Annotated in this window: 18 protein-coding genes; 8 read left to right on the top strand and 10 right to left on the bottom strand. The window is 69.8% G+C overall.

Annotated elements, in window-relative coordinates:
* A complete protein-coding gene (locus HNR30_RS35680) occupies positions 1 to 1,785 on the top strand; it encodes a DUF2264 domain-containing protein (protein ID WP_181614496.1) in 1,785 nt (594 codons plus the stop codon).
* Here HNR30_RS35680 and HNR30_RS35675 read toward each other — a convergent pair.
* Both HNR30_RS35675 and HNR30_RS35670 read right to left on the bottom strand, forming a co-directional pair.
* Positions 1,766 to 2,317 (bottom strand): DNA-3-methyladenine glycosylase I, encoded by a 552-nt coding sequence (locus tag HNR30_RS35675; RefSeq protein ID WP_181614495.1) that lies wholly within the window; start codon positions 2,315 to 2,317, stop codon positions 1,766 to 1,768. The two genes, HNR30_RS35680 and HNR30_RS35675, sit on opposite strands and share 20 nt — an antisense overlap.
* Positions 2,314 to 3,012, bottom strand: coding sequence for a hypothetical protein (locus tag HNR30_RS35670; protein WP_181614494.1), 699 nt, complete (start codon positions 3,010 to 3,012; stop codon positions 2,314 to 2,316). The genes HNR30_RS35675 and HNR30_RS35670 overlap by 4 nt, the downstream gene beginning before the upstream one ends.
* Positions 3,013 to 3,040: 28 nt before the next feature.
* Between HNR30_RS35670 and HNR30_RS35665 the strand changes: the two genes are divergently transcribed.
* Positions 3,041 to 3,322 (top strand): hypothetical protein, encoded by a 282-nt coding sequence (locus HNR30_RS35665; protein WP_181614493.1) that lies wholly within the window; start codon positions 3,041 to 3,043, stop codon positions 3,320 to 3,322.
* Entirely contained in the window at positions 3,319 to 4,071 is a 753-nt protein-coding gene (locus tag HNR30_RS35660; protein WP_181614492.1) for an arylamine N-acetyltransferase family protein, read from the top strand. Before HNR30_RS35665 ends, HNR30_RS35660 begins: the two co-directional genes overlap by 4 nt.
* On the opposite strand, the gene HNR30_RS35655 is transcribed toward HNR30_RS35660, so the two are convergent.
* From HNR30_RS35655 to HNR30_RS35635, 5 genes are all read right to left on the bottom strand, one after another.
* Positions 4,064 to 4,648 carry an LOG family protein gene (locus tag HNR30_RS35655; protein WP_181614491.1) on the bottom strand — a complete coding sequence of 195 codons (585 nt, stop codon included), beginning with the start codon at positions 4,646 to 4,648 and terminating at the stop codon, positions 4,064 to 4,066. The two genes, HNR30_RS35660 and HNR30_RS35655, sit on opposite strands and share 8 nt — an antisense overlap.
* Positions 4,649 to 4,657: 9 nt before the next feature.
* Complete coding sequence (locus HNR30_RS35650) at positions 4,658 to 5,452, bottom strand: LOG family protein (RefSeq protein WP_181614490.1); 795 nt, start codon at positions 5,450 to 5,452, stop codon at positions 4,658 to 4,660.
* Positions 5,449 to 6,636, bottom strand: coding sequence for an MFS transporter (locus HNR30_RS35645; RefSeq protein ID WP_181614489.1), 1,188 nt, complete (start codon positions 6,634 to 6,636; stop codon positions 5,449 to 5,451). The genes HNR30_RS35650 and HNR30_RS35645 overlap by 4 nt, the downstream gene beginning before the upstream one ends.
* A gap of 194 nt (positions 6,637 to 6,830) precedes the next feature.
* Positions 6,831 to 7,883, bottom strand: a complete 1,053-nt coding sequence (gene dapE / locus HNR30_RS35640; RefSeq protein WP_181614648.1) for a succinyl-diaminopimelate desuccinylase — start codon at positions 7,881 to 7,883, stop codon at positions 6,831 to 6,833.
* Between the two features lie 2 nt (positions 7,884 to 7,885).
* Positions 7,886 to 8,719 carry a 2,3,4,5-tetrahydropyridine-2,6-dicarboxylate N-succinyltransferase gene (locus tag HNR30_RS35635; RefSeq protein WP_181614488.1) on the bottom strand — a complete coding sequence of 278 codons (834 nt, stop codon included), beginning with the start codon at positions 8,717 to 8,719 and terminating at the stop codon, positions 7,886 to 7,888.
* A gap of 54 nt (positions 8,720 to 8,773) precedes the next feature.
* Here HNR30_RS35635 and HNR30_RS35630 point away from each other — a divergent pair, with 54 nt between their 5' ends.
* Complete coding sequence (locus tag HNR30_RS35630) at positions 8,774 to 9,592, top strand: hypothetical protein (RefSeq protein WP_312894869.1); 819 nt, start codon at positions 8,774 to 8,776, stop codon at positions 9,590 to 9,592.
* A gap of 55 nt (positions 9,593 to 9,647) precedes the next feature.
* Positions 9,648 to 10,310 carry a hypothetical protein gene (locus tag HNR30_RS35625; RefSeq protein WP_181614487.1) on the top strand — a complete coding sequence of 221 codons (663 nt, stop codon included), beginning with the start codon at positions 9,648 to 9,650 and terminating at the stop codon, positions 10,308 to 10,310.
* Here the strand turns inward: HNR30_RS35625 and HNR30_RS35620 are convergent.
* The 3 genes from HNR30_RS35620 to fdxA form a co-directional block, all read right to left on the bottom strand.
* Positions 10,307 to 10,936, bottom strand: coding sequence for a DUF4178 domain-containing protein (locus tag HNR30_RS35620; protein ID WP_312894868.1), 630 nt, complete (start codon positions 10,934 to 10,936; stop codon positions 10,307 to 10,309). The genes HNR30_RS35625 and HNR30_RS35620 overlap by 4 nt on opposite strands.
* A gap of 91 nt (positions 10,937 to 11,027) precedes the next feature.
* Complete coding sequence (gene dapC, locus HNR30_RS35615) at positions 11,028 to 12,098, bottom strand: succinyldiaminopimelate transaminase (RefSeq protein WP_181614485.1); 1,071 nt, start codon at positions 12,096 to 12,098, stop codon at positions 11,028 to 11,030.
* Positions 12,099 to 12,172: 74 nt separating this feature from the next.
* Entirely contained in the window at positions 12,173 to 12,499 is a 327-nt protein-coding gene (fdxA, locus tag HNR30_RS35610; RefSeq protein WP_181614484.1) for a ferredoxin, read from the bottom strand.
* Between the two features lie 160 nt (positions 12,500 to 12,659).
* Here fdxA and HNR30_RS50775 point away from each other — a divergent pair, with 160 nt between their 5' ends.
* The 3 genes from HNR30_RS50775 (at position 12,660) to HNR30_RS35600 (ending at position 14,862) form a co-directional block, all read left to right on the top strand.
* Complete coding sequence (locus tag HNR30_RS50775; protein ID WP_246379906.1) at positions 12,660 to 12,875, top strand: putative acetyltransferase; 216 nt, start codon at positions 12,660 to 12,662, stop codon at positions 12,873 to 12,875.
* Positions 12,876 to 12,886: 11 nt separating this feature from the next.
* Entirely contained in the window at positions 12,887 to 13,933 is a 1,047-nt protein-coding gene (locus tag HNR30_RS35605) for an ABC transporter substrate-binding protein (protein WP_312894867.1), read from the top strand.
* A 176-nt stretch (positions 13,934 to 14,109) separates the two neighbouring features.
* Positions 14,110 to 14,862, top strand: coding sequence for a class I SAM-dependent methyltransferase (locus tag HNR30_RS35600; protein ID WP_181614483.1), 753 nt, complete (start codon positions 14,110 to 14,112; stop codon positions 14,860 to 14,862).
* Positions 14,863 to 14,983: the final 121 nt, after the last annotated feature.

The raw sequence follows: 14,983 nt of genomic DNA, 5'->3' as shown, positions 1-14,983 counted from the left end.
GTGCAGCTGCCACCCACCGACCGTGTGCTCTCCTCCCGCACCGGATGGACCCGCGCGCACTGGGAGACGGTGGCCGACCACCTGCTGGATTCGGTCGTGCCGTACGCCTCCCCTGACTTCTCGCGCTACGGCCTGCCCGGACGGGCGAGCTGGTCGGGGGTGGCGCTCGACGGGCTGGAGGGGTACGCCAGGACCTTCCTCCTGGCGGCCTTCCGCATCGCGGGCGGCGGCGCGCCCGACGCGCTGGCCGAGAGGTACGCGGCAGGACTGGCCGCCGGGGTCGAGGGAGTCTGGCCGGAGCTGACCGACTGCTCCCAGCAGCTGGTGGAGGCGGCCTCCATCGCCGTCGGGCTCCACGAGTCACGCGCCTGGTTGTGGGACCGGCTGCCGCCGCGCACCCAGGAGCGGGTCGTCGACTGGCTCGGCGGCTTCGTGGGCAAGCGCACCTGGGACAACAACTGGATGCTCTTCCAGACGGTCACCGAGGAGTTCCTCAAGTCGGTCGGCGGGCCGTACAAGCAGGAGGAGATCGACAGGGGGCTGGCCAGGATCGAGGACTGGTACGTCGGGGACGGATGGTACACCGACGGCGGGTCGCGCAACTTCGACTACTACTGCGGGTGGGCGCTGCACCTGTATCCGCTGTTGTGGGCGAGGATGGCCGGGGAGGCGGGGCAGGTCTACCGGGAGCGGCTAAGCACCTTTCTCCAGACTTATCAGCATTTCTTCGGCTCCGACGGCGCGCCCGTGCACCAGGGGCGCTCCCTTTGCTACCGCTTCGCCTCGCTCGCCCCCGTCTGGATGGGGGCGCTGGCCGACGCCACCCCGCTGGCTCCCGGGCAGACCCGCAAACTCGCCTCCTCGGTGATGCGCCACTTCGTGGAGCGCGGCGTGCCCGACTCCCGCGGGCTGCTCTCACTCGGCTGGTACGACACCTTCCTGCCCTCGACCCAGCCCTACTCGGGGCCCGCCTCGCCGTACTGGGCGTCGAAGGGGTTCCTGGGGTTGTTGCTGCCCGCCGACCACCCGGTGTGGACCGCGCGGGAGGAAGGGCTGCCGATCGACCACGGCGACGTCGTCGCCGAGATCCCCACCGTCGGCTGGACCCTGCACGGCACCCGGCACGACGGCATCGTGCGCCTGCTGAACCACGGCAGCGACCACGGCGAGGTGAGCGACCCTCACTACGCCAAACTCGCCTACTCGACGCGGACCGCGCCCGAGGCGGGCGAGCACGCCAGGGTGGAGGAGGTCGACAACCACCTCGCCCTGCTCGACGGCACGAAGCCGGCCGCCAGGGGAACGATCGAACGCCTGTCGGCGTCGTCGTCGCGCTCGGTCACCCCGCTGGGCACCGTCACCAGCCACTCGTCGGTCAGGGGCGCCTGGGAGATCAGGGTGCACCACGTCACCGGCGCGGGCGAGGCCGTGACCGTGCGGGAAGGCGGCTACGCCGTCGCGGACGCGTCGGCGCCCGCGGTGGAGTCCGGCCCCGGCTGGGCGATGGCCAGGCGGACCGACGGGCTCACCTCCGCGATCATCGGGCTGTACGGCTGGCAGCACGCCGAGGTGGTCCGCAACGTGGAGTGCAACGCCTTCGGCCCCCACTCGGCCGTGCCGTGCCTGTCGGGAGACTCCCCCGGCCTGCACGTGTCGCTCGTCGTGCTGTCGGGCGACACCGTGCACCCGGCCGCGCTCCGCGAGGCCGTCACCGTCACCCGCGACGCCGACGCCGTCGTGGTCACCTACCCCGACGGCGTCTCCGTCACGATCCCGCTCGGGTGACGCAGTCGGCGATGTGGTCGTTGACCAGGCCGATCGCCTGCATGAGCGCGTAGGCGGTGGTGGGACCGACGAAGGCGAAGCCGTGGCGCTTCAGCTCCTTGGCCAGCGCCTTGGAGGCCGGGGTGATGGCGGGCACGTCGGCCATGCTCTTGGGCACGGGCGAATCGGGGTCGTGATATTTCCAGACCAGGGCGGACAGGCCTTCTTCGAGACGCTGCGCCGCCCTGGCGTTGGTGATGGCCGCCTCGATCTTGGCCCGGTTGCGGACGATCCCCACGTCGGCCATCAGGCGCTCGACGTCGTGCTCGGTGTAGGCGGCGACCTTGGGGATCTCGAAGCCGTCGAAGGCCTGGCGGAAGTTCTCCCGCTTGCGCAGGATGGTCAGCCACGACAGGCCCGACTGGAAGGCTTCCAGGCAGACCCGTTCGAAGACCCGGTCGTCGCCGCGGACCGGGCGGCCCCACTCCTCGTCGTGGTAGGCGGTGTAGAGCGGGGTCATCGTGCCCCAGGTGCAGCGGACGACCTCCGTCACCGGCGGTCCTCTGCGCTCACCCGCTCGTCGTGCTCGCCGACGGTGTCCGTGGCGGCCGTGTCGGGGCCCGGGTGGTCGCTGTCGGGCTCGTCGTCCCAGCGGCTCTTACCCGCCGACCGGGCGTCGGAGACGGCCGCACCGCCCGGCGTGCCCTGGGGCTCGTCCCGGGCCTCGCCCTCGGAGTCGACCGTGGCGTCTTCGTCGGGCCCCGCCGGCTCGGCCTCGGTGCTCGTCTCGGGATCGGCCTCGCTCGCGTGCCTGCCGTACGGCTCGATGCCGAGCCCGCGGACGGCGGGTTCCGCCTCCGACAGGACCAGCGGCGCGTCCGACGGGCGCGGCTCGTGCTGGGTGCGCAGGCCGTCGCCCGGCCCGGCGTGCACCTCCTGCCGCGCCTGCAGCCTGCTGGACAGCAGCTCGGAGACTCGCTGCTCCAGCACGGCGATGCGGGTGTCGCGCGCGCTGATGGCGTTGGCCGCGCGGCGCAGCGTCTCGTCGACCGACTGCGTGTGATACCCGACCAGGTTCACCGGCAGCTGCAACGCCATGAAATCGACGGCCGACAGCTGACCGGGTTCGGGCAGCTCAAGCGGGGGAATGTCGGGCGGGAACTCGGTCAGCTCACCGCCCTTGCCCAGGGAGACCAGCACCACGCAGACCAGGACGGCGGCGGCGGCGATGGCGAGTACGACCAGCACATTGGCATCGTACTCGTACGATCGAGACATGAGTCCCGCACTCGTGACACCCGGCGCGCCATGGGAGCCCGACTGGGTCCAGGCGCACACCCCCTCCGAGGCCGCCAGGCTGTCCGCCGAAGGCAGGACGGCGCTGGTCAGGCTGCCCGGCCAGCTCGATGCCGCGCTGGCCGCCGCCTCCGTCTTCCGCTGGCACGGCGCCACGATTTTCGTCACGGAACATACCGATCAGGTAGGTCTGGCCGTGGAGATGACCGACTGCCTGGCGGGCAGGCGGCCCCCGGCGCTCACGCGGCGGGGGCTGGCATGAACGAATCCGAGATCTCCGCCTACCTCGCGCGCATCGGCGTCGACCGTTCCGGCGACCTGTCGCCGCGGGCCCTGCAGTACGCCCACCTGACCACGGTCCCGTTCGAGAATCTCAGCATCCACCTGGGCGAGCCGATCGTGCTCACTTCGGAGGCGCTCTTCGGCAAAGTGGTCGGTCAGCGGCGCGGCGGGTTCTGTTACGAGCTGAACGGCCTGTTCGCGGAGCTGCTCACCGGGCTGGGCCACCGGGTGACGCTGCTGGCGGCCAGGGTGTACGGCGGCGACCGACTCGGCCCGCTCTTCGACCACCTGGCCCTGCGCGTCGATCTCGACGAGCCGTGGCTGGTCGACGTGGGGTTCGGCGACTTCGCCGACGCGCCGCTCCGCCTCGACGAGCGCGGCGAGCAGTCCGACGGTGCGGGCGTCTTCCAGATCCGCGCCGCCGATCACGGCGACCTCGACGTGCTGCACAACGGCAGGCCCGCCTACCGCCTGACGGAGCGGGCCTACGAGCTGGCCGACTTCGTCCCGACGGCCTGGTGGCAGTCGACCTCGCCCGACTCCCACTTCACCAGGTCGGCGGTCTGCTCGCTGCGCACTCTCGAGGGGCGCGTCACGCTCAGCGGCGACAAGCTGATCACCACCTCGTACGGCGAGCGCGCGGAGAAGGTGCTCGCCGAGGCGGAGCTCCTTCCCGCCTACCGCGAGCACTTCGGCGTCGAGCTGAGCCGCCTCCCGGTCGTCAGATGACCGCCTCGCCGAGTTCCTCGGGGCTCGGCGAGAGGTGCACGGTCCGGCCTTCGAGCCGGTCGAAGGCCTCGTCGACCGTGGTGGTCCAGGAGATCGCGTCGAAGACGTCGGCTCTGGTGAACCCGGCCTCGTAGAGCTGCTCGACCAGATCGCGCAGCGGCTGGAACAGCCCCCACGGGTCGAGGATCACCAGCGGGCGGTCGTGCAGCCCGAGCACCCGGGCGGTCCAGATCTCGAAGAGCTCCTCGAGGGTGCCGATCCCGCCCGGCAGCACCAGGAAGGCGTCGGAGCGGGCGTCCATGAGTCCCTTGCGCTCGCGCATGTCCGTGGTGATCACCAGCTCGTCGGAGTCGTTGTCGGCGACCTCGATGTCGACCAGCGCCTGCGGGATGATGCCCACGGTCCGCCCGCCCGCGGCCCGTGCCGCCGACGTCACCGCGCCCATGCACCCGACGGTCGCTCCCCCGCTCACCAGGATGTGCCCGCGTTCGGCGATCCGCGTTCCGACTTCGGCGGCCAGATCCAGATATTTGGGGTCGATCTTCTGACTCGAGGCGCAATAGACGCAGATATTCACAAAGCCAGACTATTGGGGCTCCGCCGAGTGCTGCGCGACGGCCTCCAGCTCTTCCTGCCGCTGCTTCGACCTGGCCCGATCGGCCTCCACGATGATCCGCACCGCCTCGTCCACGTCATCGGTCACGGTGAACAGGTCGAGGTCCTGCTCGGCGATCTTGCCGGAGCCGAGCAGGGAGTTCTTGATCCAGTCGACCATGCCGCCCCAGAACGCGGTGCCCATGAGCACCACGGGGAAGGAGGTCACCTTGCGCGTCTGGACCAGCGTCAGCGCCTCGAACAGCTCGTCGAGCGTGCCGAAACCGCCGGGCAGCGCGATGAAGCCGCAGGAGTACTTCACGAACATGGTCTTGCGCACGAAGAAGTAGCGGAACTCGATGCCGAGGTCGACGTACTCGTTCATGCTCTGCTCGAAGGGCAGCTCGATGCCGAGGCCGACGGAGATGCCGCCCGCGTCGACCGCGCCCTTGTTGCCCGCCTCCATGATGCCGGGACCACCGCCGGTGATCACCGCATAGCCGGCCCTGGCCAGCGCCTCGCCCAGGTCGCGGGCGAGTTTGTACTCTTCGGAGTCGGGCTTGGTCCTGGCGGAGCCGAAGACCGACACGGCGGGGGGAAGCTCGGCGAGCTGTCCGAAGCCCTCGACGAACTCCGCCTGGATGCGCAGCACCCGCCACGGATCCATGTGCACCCAGTCGGCCGGACCCTGGCGGTCGAGCAGGCGCTGATCATGGGTGGATTCGGGTACCAGACTGCCGCGGACCACGGCCTGGCCCTGCCGGCGCTCGGGGCGTGACTTTTTCATGGGCCAACGCTACCCATCCGGGCGCGCCGCCACGCGAGGGCGAGCGGCACCGCGATGACCGTGCCCGCCACGCCGTACACGCCGATGGCGGCGGCCGGGCCGAAGGCGTCGGCGAGCGGCCCGCTGAACAGCACGCCCAGCCCCTGGGAGGCCACCAGGGCCGACTGCGCGACACCGATCACCTGGCCGCGGCGCTCCTTGGGCGCGACCCGCACGTACTCCCCGTTGGCCAGCACCTGGTAGGAGGCGAGCGCGCCGACCACGAACCAGATGACGACCGACGCCACCACGCCGGGCTGCAGGGCGCAGAGGATCAGCGGCACCGACGACGCCGCCGCGAGCGGCGCGAGCGCGTCGACGCCCACCCGCAGCTTGTTGACCAGGTACATGCCGACGACGCTCCCGGCGGGGATCGCGCACAGCAGCAGCGCCAGTTGCGGCCCGCCGCCGCCGAGCTGGTCGTTGTACGGCACCGCGAGCCCTTCAGGCGCGATGTAGAACAGGGCCAGCATCGCCATGCCCAGCAGCGTGCGCAGCCGCGTGTCACCCATCACGATGCGCACCCCGGCCAGCAGCTCGCCCGGCGCGACGACCCTGCCGGTGCTCGCGGCCGGGCGGTCCTTGGTGCCCACCGCCACGATCAGCGCGGCGACGAGGAAGGACACCGCGTTGGCCAGCAGGGCCACGCGGGTGGGCAGCGCGGTGGCGATCAGGCCCCCGAAGCCCAGGCCGACCAGGACCGTCACCTGCTGGGTGAGCCCCAGCAAGGTCACGCCCGTCTGGTAACGCTCCTCGTCGAGCACGTCGGGGGTGGTGGCGATGCGCGCCGCGCGCTCGGGGGCGTCGATGAGCGTGGTGAAGAACAACATCACGCACAGGACGGGAAACGGGACGGCGGGCACGGCCATGAGGCCGACGAGCAGGGCGCGGGCCAGGTCGCAGGCGATCATCAGGCGGCGGCGCGGGAACCTGTCGGCCAGGTGGCCGAGCAGCGGGCCGCCGATCAGGTTGGGGATGAAGGTCAGGGCGTAGGTGAGGGTGGTGATCGTGGCCGACCGGGTGAGCTCGTAGGCCAGGACGGCCAGAGCCACTCTGGCGAGCTGGTCACCTAATCGGGAGATCAGTCCTGAGACCCACAGGGCGCGAAACTCGGTCACGCGGAGCACGTCGGCGAAGGTCGTCACGGTGCCGAGCATCGGACAGGGCGCTATGGATCGACTATATTCCCAGGTGAGCGCCCTTTTGGGGCGTTCTAAAAAATCTTGAAAAATCTGCGGAACCAGATTTCGCACCCCCCGCGTCTAAGGACCGAGGGTGCTGCTCGGGACTGAAAGTGGCTTTCCCCGCCAAATGGCCGGCGAGGAAAGCCACTTTCGCATTATGCGAGCCAATCGAGCATGGCCGCCTCGGCCTCGACGATCTTGGACAGGGTGACGTACTCGTCCTTCTGATGGGCCAGATTCGGGTCGCCGGGACCGTAGTTGACGGCGGGGATCCCCAGCTCGGAGAAGCGCGCCACGTCGGTCCAGCCCAGCTTGGCCCGCGGCTGCCCGCCCACGGCCGCGGCGAAGGCCGACGCCACCGGGTGCGTCAGACCGGGCCTGGCCGCGGGCGCGAGATCGGTGAAGGTGACCGCGAAGCCCTGGAAGACCTCCAGCACGTGCTGCTGCGCCTGCTCCACGCTCAGGTCGGGGGCGAAACGGTAGTTGACGGTGACCACGCACTCGTCGGGGATCACGTTGCCCGCGACCCCGCCCCTGATCGACACGGCGTTGAGGCCCTCGTGGTAGCGCAGCCCGTCGACGACCGGCGTGCGCGCCTCGTAGGCGTTGAGCCGGGCCAGCACGGCCTCCATCCCATGGATGGCGTTGACACCCAGCCACGACCTGGCGCTGTGCGCCCGCTTGCCCGGCACCGCGATCTCGGCGCGCATGGTGCCCTGGCATCCGCCCTCGATGACACCGTCGGTCGGCTCCATGAGCACCGCGAAGTCGGCGGCCAGCCACTCGGGATGCAGCCTGGCGACCCGGTTGAGCCCGTTGCGCTCCGCCTCGACCTCCTCGCAGTCGTAGAAGACGTAGGTCAGGTCCTTGACCGGCTCCCTGATCAGGTGGGCCAGGCGCAGCGCCACCGCGACCCCGGCCTTCATGTCGGAGGTGCCGCAGCCGTAGAGCAGGCCGCCCTCGACCCGGCTGGGCAGGTTGGAGTGCACCGGGACGGTGTCGAGGTGCCCGGCGATCAGCACCCGCTCGTCCCTGCCCAGGCGCGTGCGCGCGATCACGGTCTCGCCGGAACGCTCCACCGCCAGGTGCGGCAGGGCGGTGAGCGCGGCCTCGACCGCGTCGGCGATGGCCTTCTCGTCGCCGCTGACCGACTCGATGTCGACGAGAGCCGCGGTGAGCAGCCGGACATCCTGCGACAGATCAAGAATCGTCATGCGTTCACCCCATGCTCGCGCAGCACGTCGTTGAGCGCCGCCTTGTCGTGCCGCTGCCCTGGTTCGAGGCGCTTGAGCACGAGAACCGCCGGCAGGCCGTACGTGCCCCCGGGAAACTCCTTCATCCGCGTGCCGCTCACCGCCACGCACCAGTCGGGGATGCGGCCGCGGCTCAGCTCCTCGCCGGTCTCCACGTCGATCACCGGCATCGACGCCGACAGGATCGTTCCCGCGCCCACGACGGCGCCCCTGCCGACCCGGGCGCCCTCGACGATCATCGAGCGGCTGCCGATCAGCGCGTCGTCCTCGACGACCACCGGGACGGCGTTCGGCGGCTCCAGCACCCCTCCGAGGCCCACCCCGCCCGACAGGTGCACGTTCTTGCCCACCTGCGCGCACGACCCCACGGTCACCCACGTGTCGACCAGGGTGTTCTCGCCGACGTAGGCGCCGATATTGGTGAACGACGGCATCAGCACCACGCCGGGGGCCAGATGCGAGCCCCAGCGGGCGATCGCGCCCGGCACCACCCGCACGCCCTCGAACCTCGACTTCAGCGGGATCCTGTCGTGGTGCTGGAAGTCGCCCACCTGCGACCGGGCCATGCCGAGCACGCGGAAGCCCAGCAGGATCGCCCGCTTGGCACGCTCGTCGACGACCACCTCGCCGTCGCCACCGACGTTGGCCACCCTGGCCTTGCCTGCGTCGAGCTCGTCGACGGCGCCCACCACGACCCTGCGGGCCTCCGCATCACCCGGCGAGAGCTCCGCACGGCGCTCCCACAGCTCGTCGATCGCCGCGGGGAGCGGGCTGGAGTAGCTGTCCTTCATGGCCAGCGAGCTTATCCGGCTCACCTCGCCACGGACGGCGGTAGGTTACTTAGAGTGCGCCTGCACTTCTCCCGCTCTGTCGTAGTCATCATCGTGATCGTCGTCGTGCTCGCGGTGGCCATCAGCGTGGCCGTGCTCAAGCTGCTGGAAAAGGTCGAGCCGTTCGTGGAGCCGCAGGCCAAGTGCACCGTCACGACCCCGCGCGGCGAGCTCGAACTCGATGTCGAGCAGGCACAGATCTCCGCGACCATCGCCGCGGTCGCCGCGCGCCGCAAGCTGCCCGAGCGCGCCGTGATCATCGCGTACGCCACGGGCATCCAGGAGTCGAAGCTCTACAACCTCGACTACGGCGACCGCGACTCGCTCGGGGTCTTCCAGCAGCGCCCGTCGCAGGGCTGGGGCACGCCCAAGCAGATCATGGACCCGGTCTACTCCACCAACAAGTTCTTCGCCGCCCTGGTCAAGGTGAAGAACTACCGCAAGCTGCCCATCGCCGACGCCGCCCAGGCCGTCCAGCGCTCGGCGGGCGGCTACGCCTACGCCGACCACGAGGAGGACGCCCGCATCCTGGCCGCCGCCTTCACCGGCCGCGTGCCCAAGGCGGTCCACTGCACCTACCCGGCCGGCGCGAGCCCGTCGCCCACCTCGACCGCCTACGAGGCCGACCGGGCCAGGCGCGACCTGACCAAGGCCCTGGGCGGTACGGCTACCGCGGGCGTCAAGCGCGGCTGGCTCATCGCCACCTGGTCGGTCGCCCACGCCCAGAAGTACGGCCTGCGCAAGGTCGGCTTCGACGGAGCCACCTGGTCGCCCCAGTCCGAGACCTGGACCTCCGACTCCCGCGCCGGGCGCGACGAGGTCGCCCTGTCCTGAAGGTTGAGTAGGGCGTACTCAAGCCGCCGATCATCCGCCTCCGCATGCTGATCCCATGCGGAGAACCCTCGTGTCCAAGCTGATCGTGCTGCTCGTCGCCCTCCTGTCCATGAGCCTGCTGGCCGCCTGCGAAGACTTCCAGATCCCCGGAGACCGGGCCGAGGCGGCCGAGCCCCAGAAGACCGCCCAGGCGCCCAAGAAGAGCTTCTGCCCGAAGGCCGGGCCGATCACCCGGTCGCAGCTCCCGTCGCCCGCCGACGCGGAGCGCATCGCCACCAACCCGTGCGTCAACGTCAACGGACTCGTGGGGCTGGCGGTGCAGAACATCCCCGACTCGGCCGTGAAGACCACCTTCCGCGCCGGGATCAAGAGCTTCGCCGGCAAGTTCCTGCTGGCGGCCGACGCGGTCAACTGCGCCTACGAGAACGACCACCTCGCGGTCGCGGTCTACCGGGATCCGGAGTACACCTGGTCGACCGGGCTGGTCGCGGTCGTGCGGGGCGACGTGCAGGCACTGGCCGAGGACGCGATCTGCCTGCTGGAGAAGCAGCTCAACCCCTTCGACGACTTCGGCGCCATCGCCGAGGACAAGCCCAGCCCGAGGTTCTGCGCCGACCACGAGTCGCGCACGGCCCAGGGCTACGACTTCAAGATCCTGTGGATCGCCAACTCCACGACGATGTGCCGCAACCTCGCCTACTCCATCAGGTCGGCCTAGGAAGCACGCGCCAGCAGGGAGACGGAGCCGGGAGGCAGCGGGTGAGCGTAGGCGGCGGTCCACTGCGAGCCCTGGACGCGGTTGAAGGACAACAACCGGCCGTCGGCCGCGCGGTAGTCGGCGAAGTCGAGCAGGCCGCGCTCAGGGTGACCGGAGGCCTCGCCCTCGGCCTTGAAGGCGGCGGTGCCCCGCTCGATGGGGAAGAACTCGACGCCCTCCATGATCAGCATGCTCTTGGCGGGCACCATGCCCTGGGTCGGGACCTCCGTCCACAGCAGGACTTCCAGGTGGGGGGCGTCGCCCGAGGCCAGGCCGTGGCGTACCTCGACCGACAGCCACTGGTAGCGGCGCAGGGAGTCTTCGATGAAGTACTCGGTCCACTGCTGGCCCTGCCAGGACACGTGCAGCGCCCCGAGCACCCGCCAGGGGGCGCCGTGCACCTCGATGCGATCGCCCACGCGGAAGGTGCGGGGGTCGATGAAGGTGGGCGTGGCCACGGGAGCGGGCACGGGCGCCGCGGGCTGAGCCGGGGCGGGCCTGGCCGCCCGCCGGTCGCGGCCCTGACGCATGGTGGCGAGGAACGCGCCGAGTAACAGGATGACGGTGGCGACACTGAGGCCGAGCACGACCAAAGCAGATGCGCTCATATCACCGCCCCGCGCGCGACGAGGCTGCGCCGATCAGTTCGTTCGACAACCTCGCCCATGCCGGGGAATCTTACTGGAGGCGGCGCACCGCCGCACTGATCCGTTCGTCCGTCGCCGTCACAGCGATACGGATATGTGAGCTACCAGCAGTTCCGTAGAAGTCACCCGGTGCAGCCAAAATGCCGATTTCGGCAAGTTCGGCCACCTGTGTCCAGCAGTCCCTGCCGTTCGACGCCCAGAAGTAGAGCCCGGCCTCGGAGTGCTCGATGCTCCAGCCCGCCTTCTCCAGGGCCGGACGCAGCACGGCACGGCGGGCGGAGTAACGCTCCCGCTGCTCCTCGGCGTGGGCGTCGTCGGCCAGCGCGGCCGTCATCGCCGCCTGCACCGGGGCTGGCATGATCATGCCGCCATGCTTGCGGATCTCCAGCAGGCGCTTGACCAGCACCGGATCGCCCGTGACGAACCCGGCGCGGTAGCCGGCCAGGTTGGAGCGCTTCGACAGGGAGTGCACCGCCAGCAGCCCCTCGTGGGAGCCGCCGCAGACGTCGGGATGCAGGATCGAGATCGGCTCGGCCTCCCAGCCCAGCTCGATGTAACACTCGTCGGAGGCGACGACCGCACCGCGCTCGCGCGCCCACTCGACGACCTTGCGCAGGTGCTCGGCGGGCAGCACCCGGCCCGTCGGGTTCGACGGGGAGTTGACCCACACCAGGTCGACCGGCTCGGGCCCGAGGGCCACCAGCCCGTCGGTGGCGCTCGCCCTGGCGCCCGCCAGCCTGGCCCCCACGTCGTAGGTCGGGTAGGCCAGCTCCGGCAGCGCGACGTGCTTGGCGCCCAGGTAGGTGGGCAGCCAGGCGACGAACTCCTTCGAGCCGATCAGCGGCAGCACCGCCTGCTCGCCCACGCTGACGCCGTGGCGGCGGGCCAGCCAGCCCGCGGCCGCCTCCCGCAACTCCCTGGTGCCGTGGGTGAGCGGGTAGCCGGGGCTGTCGGCCGCCTTCACGAGAGCTTCCTGGACCACCTGCGGCACCGGGTCGACGGGGGTTCCCACCGACAGGTCGACGATCCCGTCGGGATGTTCCTGGGCGCGCCTCTTGTGCGGCTCCAGCTTGTCCCACGGGAAGTCAGGCAGGTTGTTCACGGCTCTCCTCGATGGCAGCACTCATCGCCGGGCGGAGCGGGAGGCACCGGCCCGGCGTTGTCGCGCCAACCAGGTTAGTGCTCCTCGGCCTGCGGGGGCAGGACGGAGACCACAGGGTGGTCCTTGTCGATCTTGCCGACCTTCGAGGCACCGCCCGGCGAGCCCAGGTCGTCGAAGAACTCGACGTTGGCCTTGTAGAAGTCCTTCCACTGCTCGGGCAGGTCATCCTCGTAGAAGATGGCCTCCACCGGGCACACGGGTTCGCATGCGCCGCAGTCCACACACTCGTCGGGGTGGATGTAAAGCATGCGCTCGCCCTCGTAGATGCAATCGACGGGGCATTCCTCGATGCACGCCTTGTCAAGCACGTCCACGCAAGGCTGCGCGATGACGTAGGTCACTTGCCCTCCTTCGTCGGGCAACTGCCCCAGGTGCTCTGCTTATTGGTGCCCTCACTACGTTCGGTCACCCCGAACTCCTTCACGACTTCGACCGCGGTTTGCTACGCCCTAGTATTGCCGTGCCCGCCAACTGTCGGAAACGGAGGGGGGCGAAAACTCCATGGCTGCCCGGCTAGTCGTGTCCATCACGCCCGCCGACGTGGGCGCGCGGGTGACGACACGAAGAAGAGTGCCAGAGGGCTTCCGTGACGCGGTAGGCGTTCTCGAATCGTGGGACGACGGGCTGCTGACCGTACGAAAACATGACGGCACCTTGGTGGAGATTCCGCAGGACACGCTGCTCGCGGCGAGGGTCGTTCCTCCTCGTCAGCGGTAAGTATTCGTAATGTGACTGAAAGTAGCAAGGCCGTCCTCATGTGCGCGGCCGCCTTCCTGCTCGCCGGATGCGGCCAGACAGCCGTGCCCGAGCAGCCACTCCCGCCCGTCAACGTGCAGGCCGCCTCGCTGAAAGAGGGTTTCACCACCCTCGACCGGCTGGCCGAGACCGCCCGCAAGGAGGGCGGGCTCAACCTCATCGGCCTGCCCCGCTCCTGGGTGAACTACGGCGAGATCATCGACGCGTTCTCCGAGAAGTACGGCATCAAGGTCAACGAGCTCGAACCCGACGCCAGCAGCGCCAGGCAGCTCGCCTCGACCGCCAAACCCGACTGCTTCGAGCTCAGCCTGGACACGGCGGTGGCCAACGCCGCCCGGTTCGCGCCCTACAAGGTCGCCGGCTGGCAGGACCTGCCCGACGAGGTCAAGCAGCCCGACGGCGCCTGGTACGCCAACTACGGCAGCTACATGTCGATCGGCTACAACCCGGCCAAGGCGACACCCGCCTCCTTCGCCGACCTGACCAAGCCGGGCGCCACGGTCGCGCTGGCCGGAGACCCGCGCCAGGACGCGGCGGGCTTCTACGGCCTCATGGCGGCCTCACTGCGCTCGGGGGTGCCGCAGCCCAGCCAGGCCGTCGAGCTGTTCTCCCAGCTCAAGGGGAGAATGGCCGACCCGCGAACGGCCGACGTCGTGATCGACTGGGACCACGTCAACGCCGCCCGCGCCGCCAAGACACCCGAGAGCTGGAAGGTCACCATCCCGCGCGACGCGGCCCTGGGAACCTTCTACGTCCAGGCGATCGCCAAGAACGCGCCGCACCCGGCCTCGGCCCGGCTCTGGCAGGAGTACCTCTTCTCCGACGAGGGGCAGAACCTGCTGCAGAAGGGCTACGCCCGGCCGGTGCGCGCCGAGGCCATGCTCATGCGGGGCACGCTCGACACCGAGCAGGCCGCCAAGCTGCCCGTCGCCCCCGGTCCGCCCGTGCTGCTGACCATCCCGCAGACCGACGCGGCCAAGTCCTACGTGCGCGCCAGATGGAGCACCGTGGCCGGCTGACTCGCTCACGACGAAAGCCCCTGGCCCGCTTCGGGCCGGGGGCTTTCCCATGATGACCATAGTCACAGAAGTGACTGATATGTCGTAGAGACATTCACGCCCTAAAGTGAGCGCACAGGGGGAATGACGTCTCAGAATGTGAGCTGATTGTCTTGCGATACGACACACCGAGCTTGATGCGGTGGAACAGTCGCGCCTACGACAGCAGTTTCGGCTATGTCTCGGCCAAGGGCGCGCCCCTGGTCGACCTGCTTGACCCACAACCCGGCGAGAGGGTGCTCGACCTGGGATGCGGCACGGGGGTGCTGACCGCGGAGATCACCAGCAGAGGCGCGCAGGTCCTCGGCATCGACGGCTCGCCGGTGATGATCGAGAAGGCGCTGGCGCAGTTTCCCGGCATCGACTTCATCATCGGCGACGGCCACGACTTCACCGTCGCCCAGGCGTACGACGCCGTCTTCTCCAACGCGGCGCTGCACTGGATGAGCCGCGACCCCGACGCGGTCATCGAGAACGTCAGGGAGGCGCTCGTTCCCGGCGGCAGATTCGTGGCCGAGATGGGCGGATCGGGCAACTGCGCGGAACTCACCGCGGCCATGTCGACGGCCTGGCGGGATTACGGCCTTCCGGAACCCGAACTCCCGTGGTACTTCCCCACCCCCGCCGAATACGCGGCACGGCTCGAGAGGAACGGGTTCGTCGTACGCATTCTCGAATACTTCGACCGTCCCACGCCACTTGACGAATGCCCCGGCGGTGCCGCCGACTGGGTGCGCATGTTCGCCGCCAACGTCCTGGCAGGCCTGCCCAAGGACCTGGTCGAGCCGCTGCTGAGGCGAGTCAATGAGCTCGCGGCACCGGCCTTGCGCCGGGAGACCGGATGGATGGCTGATTATGTTCGCCTACGCTTCGCCGCCGTCCGACGCTGATACGTAGTCCATGATGCACATGGGTGTTTTGCCGGACTATGGTCTGTTCCGGAGGCCGCAAGAGTACGGCTGCGCCGCGACGGCGGCGTGAGGGGCTGGTGAACGGAACGGGATGAACTTC

This window comes from Nonomuraea soli, from assembly GCF_013761175.1.
GTDB lineage: Bacteria > Actinomycetota > Actinomycetes > Streptosporangiales > Streptosporangiaceae > Nonomuraea > Nonomuraea soli.
The sequence above is the reverse complement of the archived record's forward strand: the minus strand, read 5'-3'. Positions and strand labels throughout refer to the sequence as shown.

What these genes read in the sequence shown, in the direction of transcription:
- HNR30_RS35600 (WP_181614483.1), top strand. Translation starts at nt 14,110, where the DNA reads ATGCGGTGGAACAGTCGCGCCTACGACAGCAGTTTCGGCTATGTCTCG.
- HNR30_RS50775 (WP_246379906.1), top strand. Translation starts at nt 12,660, where the DNA reads ATGGCTGCCCGGCTAGTCGTGTCCATCACGCCCGCCGACGTGGGCGCG.
- HNR30_RS35660 (WP_181614492.1), top strand. Translation starts at nt 3,319, where the DNA reads ATGAACGAATCCGAGATCTCCGCCTACCTCGCGCGCATCGGCGTCGAC.
- HNR30_RS35635 (WP_181614488.1), bottom strand. Translation starts at nt 8,719, where the DNA reads ATGAAGGACAGCTACTCCAGCCCGCTCCCCGCGGCGATCGACGAGCTG.
- HNR30_RS35665 (WP_181614493.1), top strand. Translation starts at nt 3,041, where the DNA reads ATGAGTCCCGCACTCGTGACACCCGGCGCGCCATGGGAGCCCGACTGG.
- HNR30_RS35650 (WP_181614490.1), bottom strand. Translation starts at nt 5,452, where the DNA reads ATGAAAAAGTCACGCCCCGAGCGCCGGCAGGGCCAGGCCGTGGTCCGC.
- HNR30_RS35625 (WP_181614487.1), top strand. Translation starts at nt 9,648, where the DNA reads ATGCGGAGAACCCTCGTGTCCAAGCTGATCGTGCTGCTCGTCGCCCTC.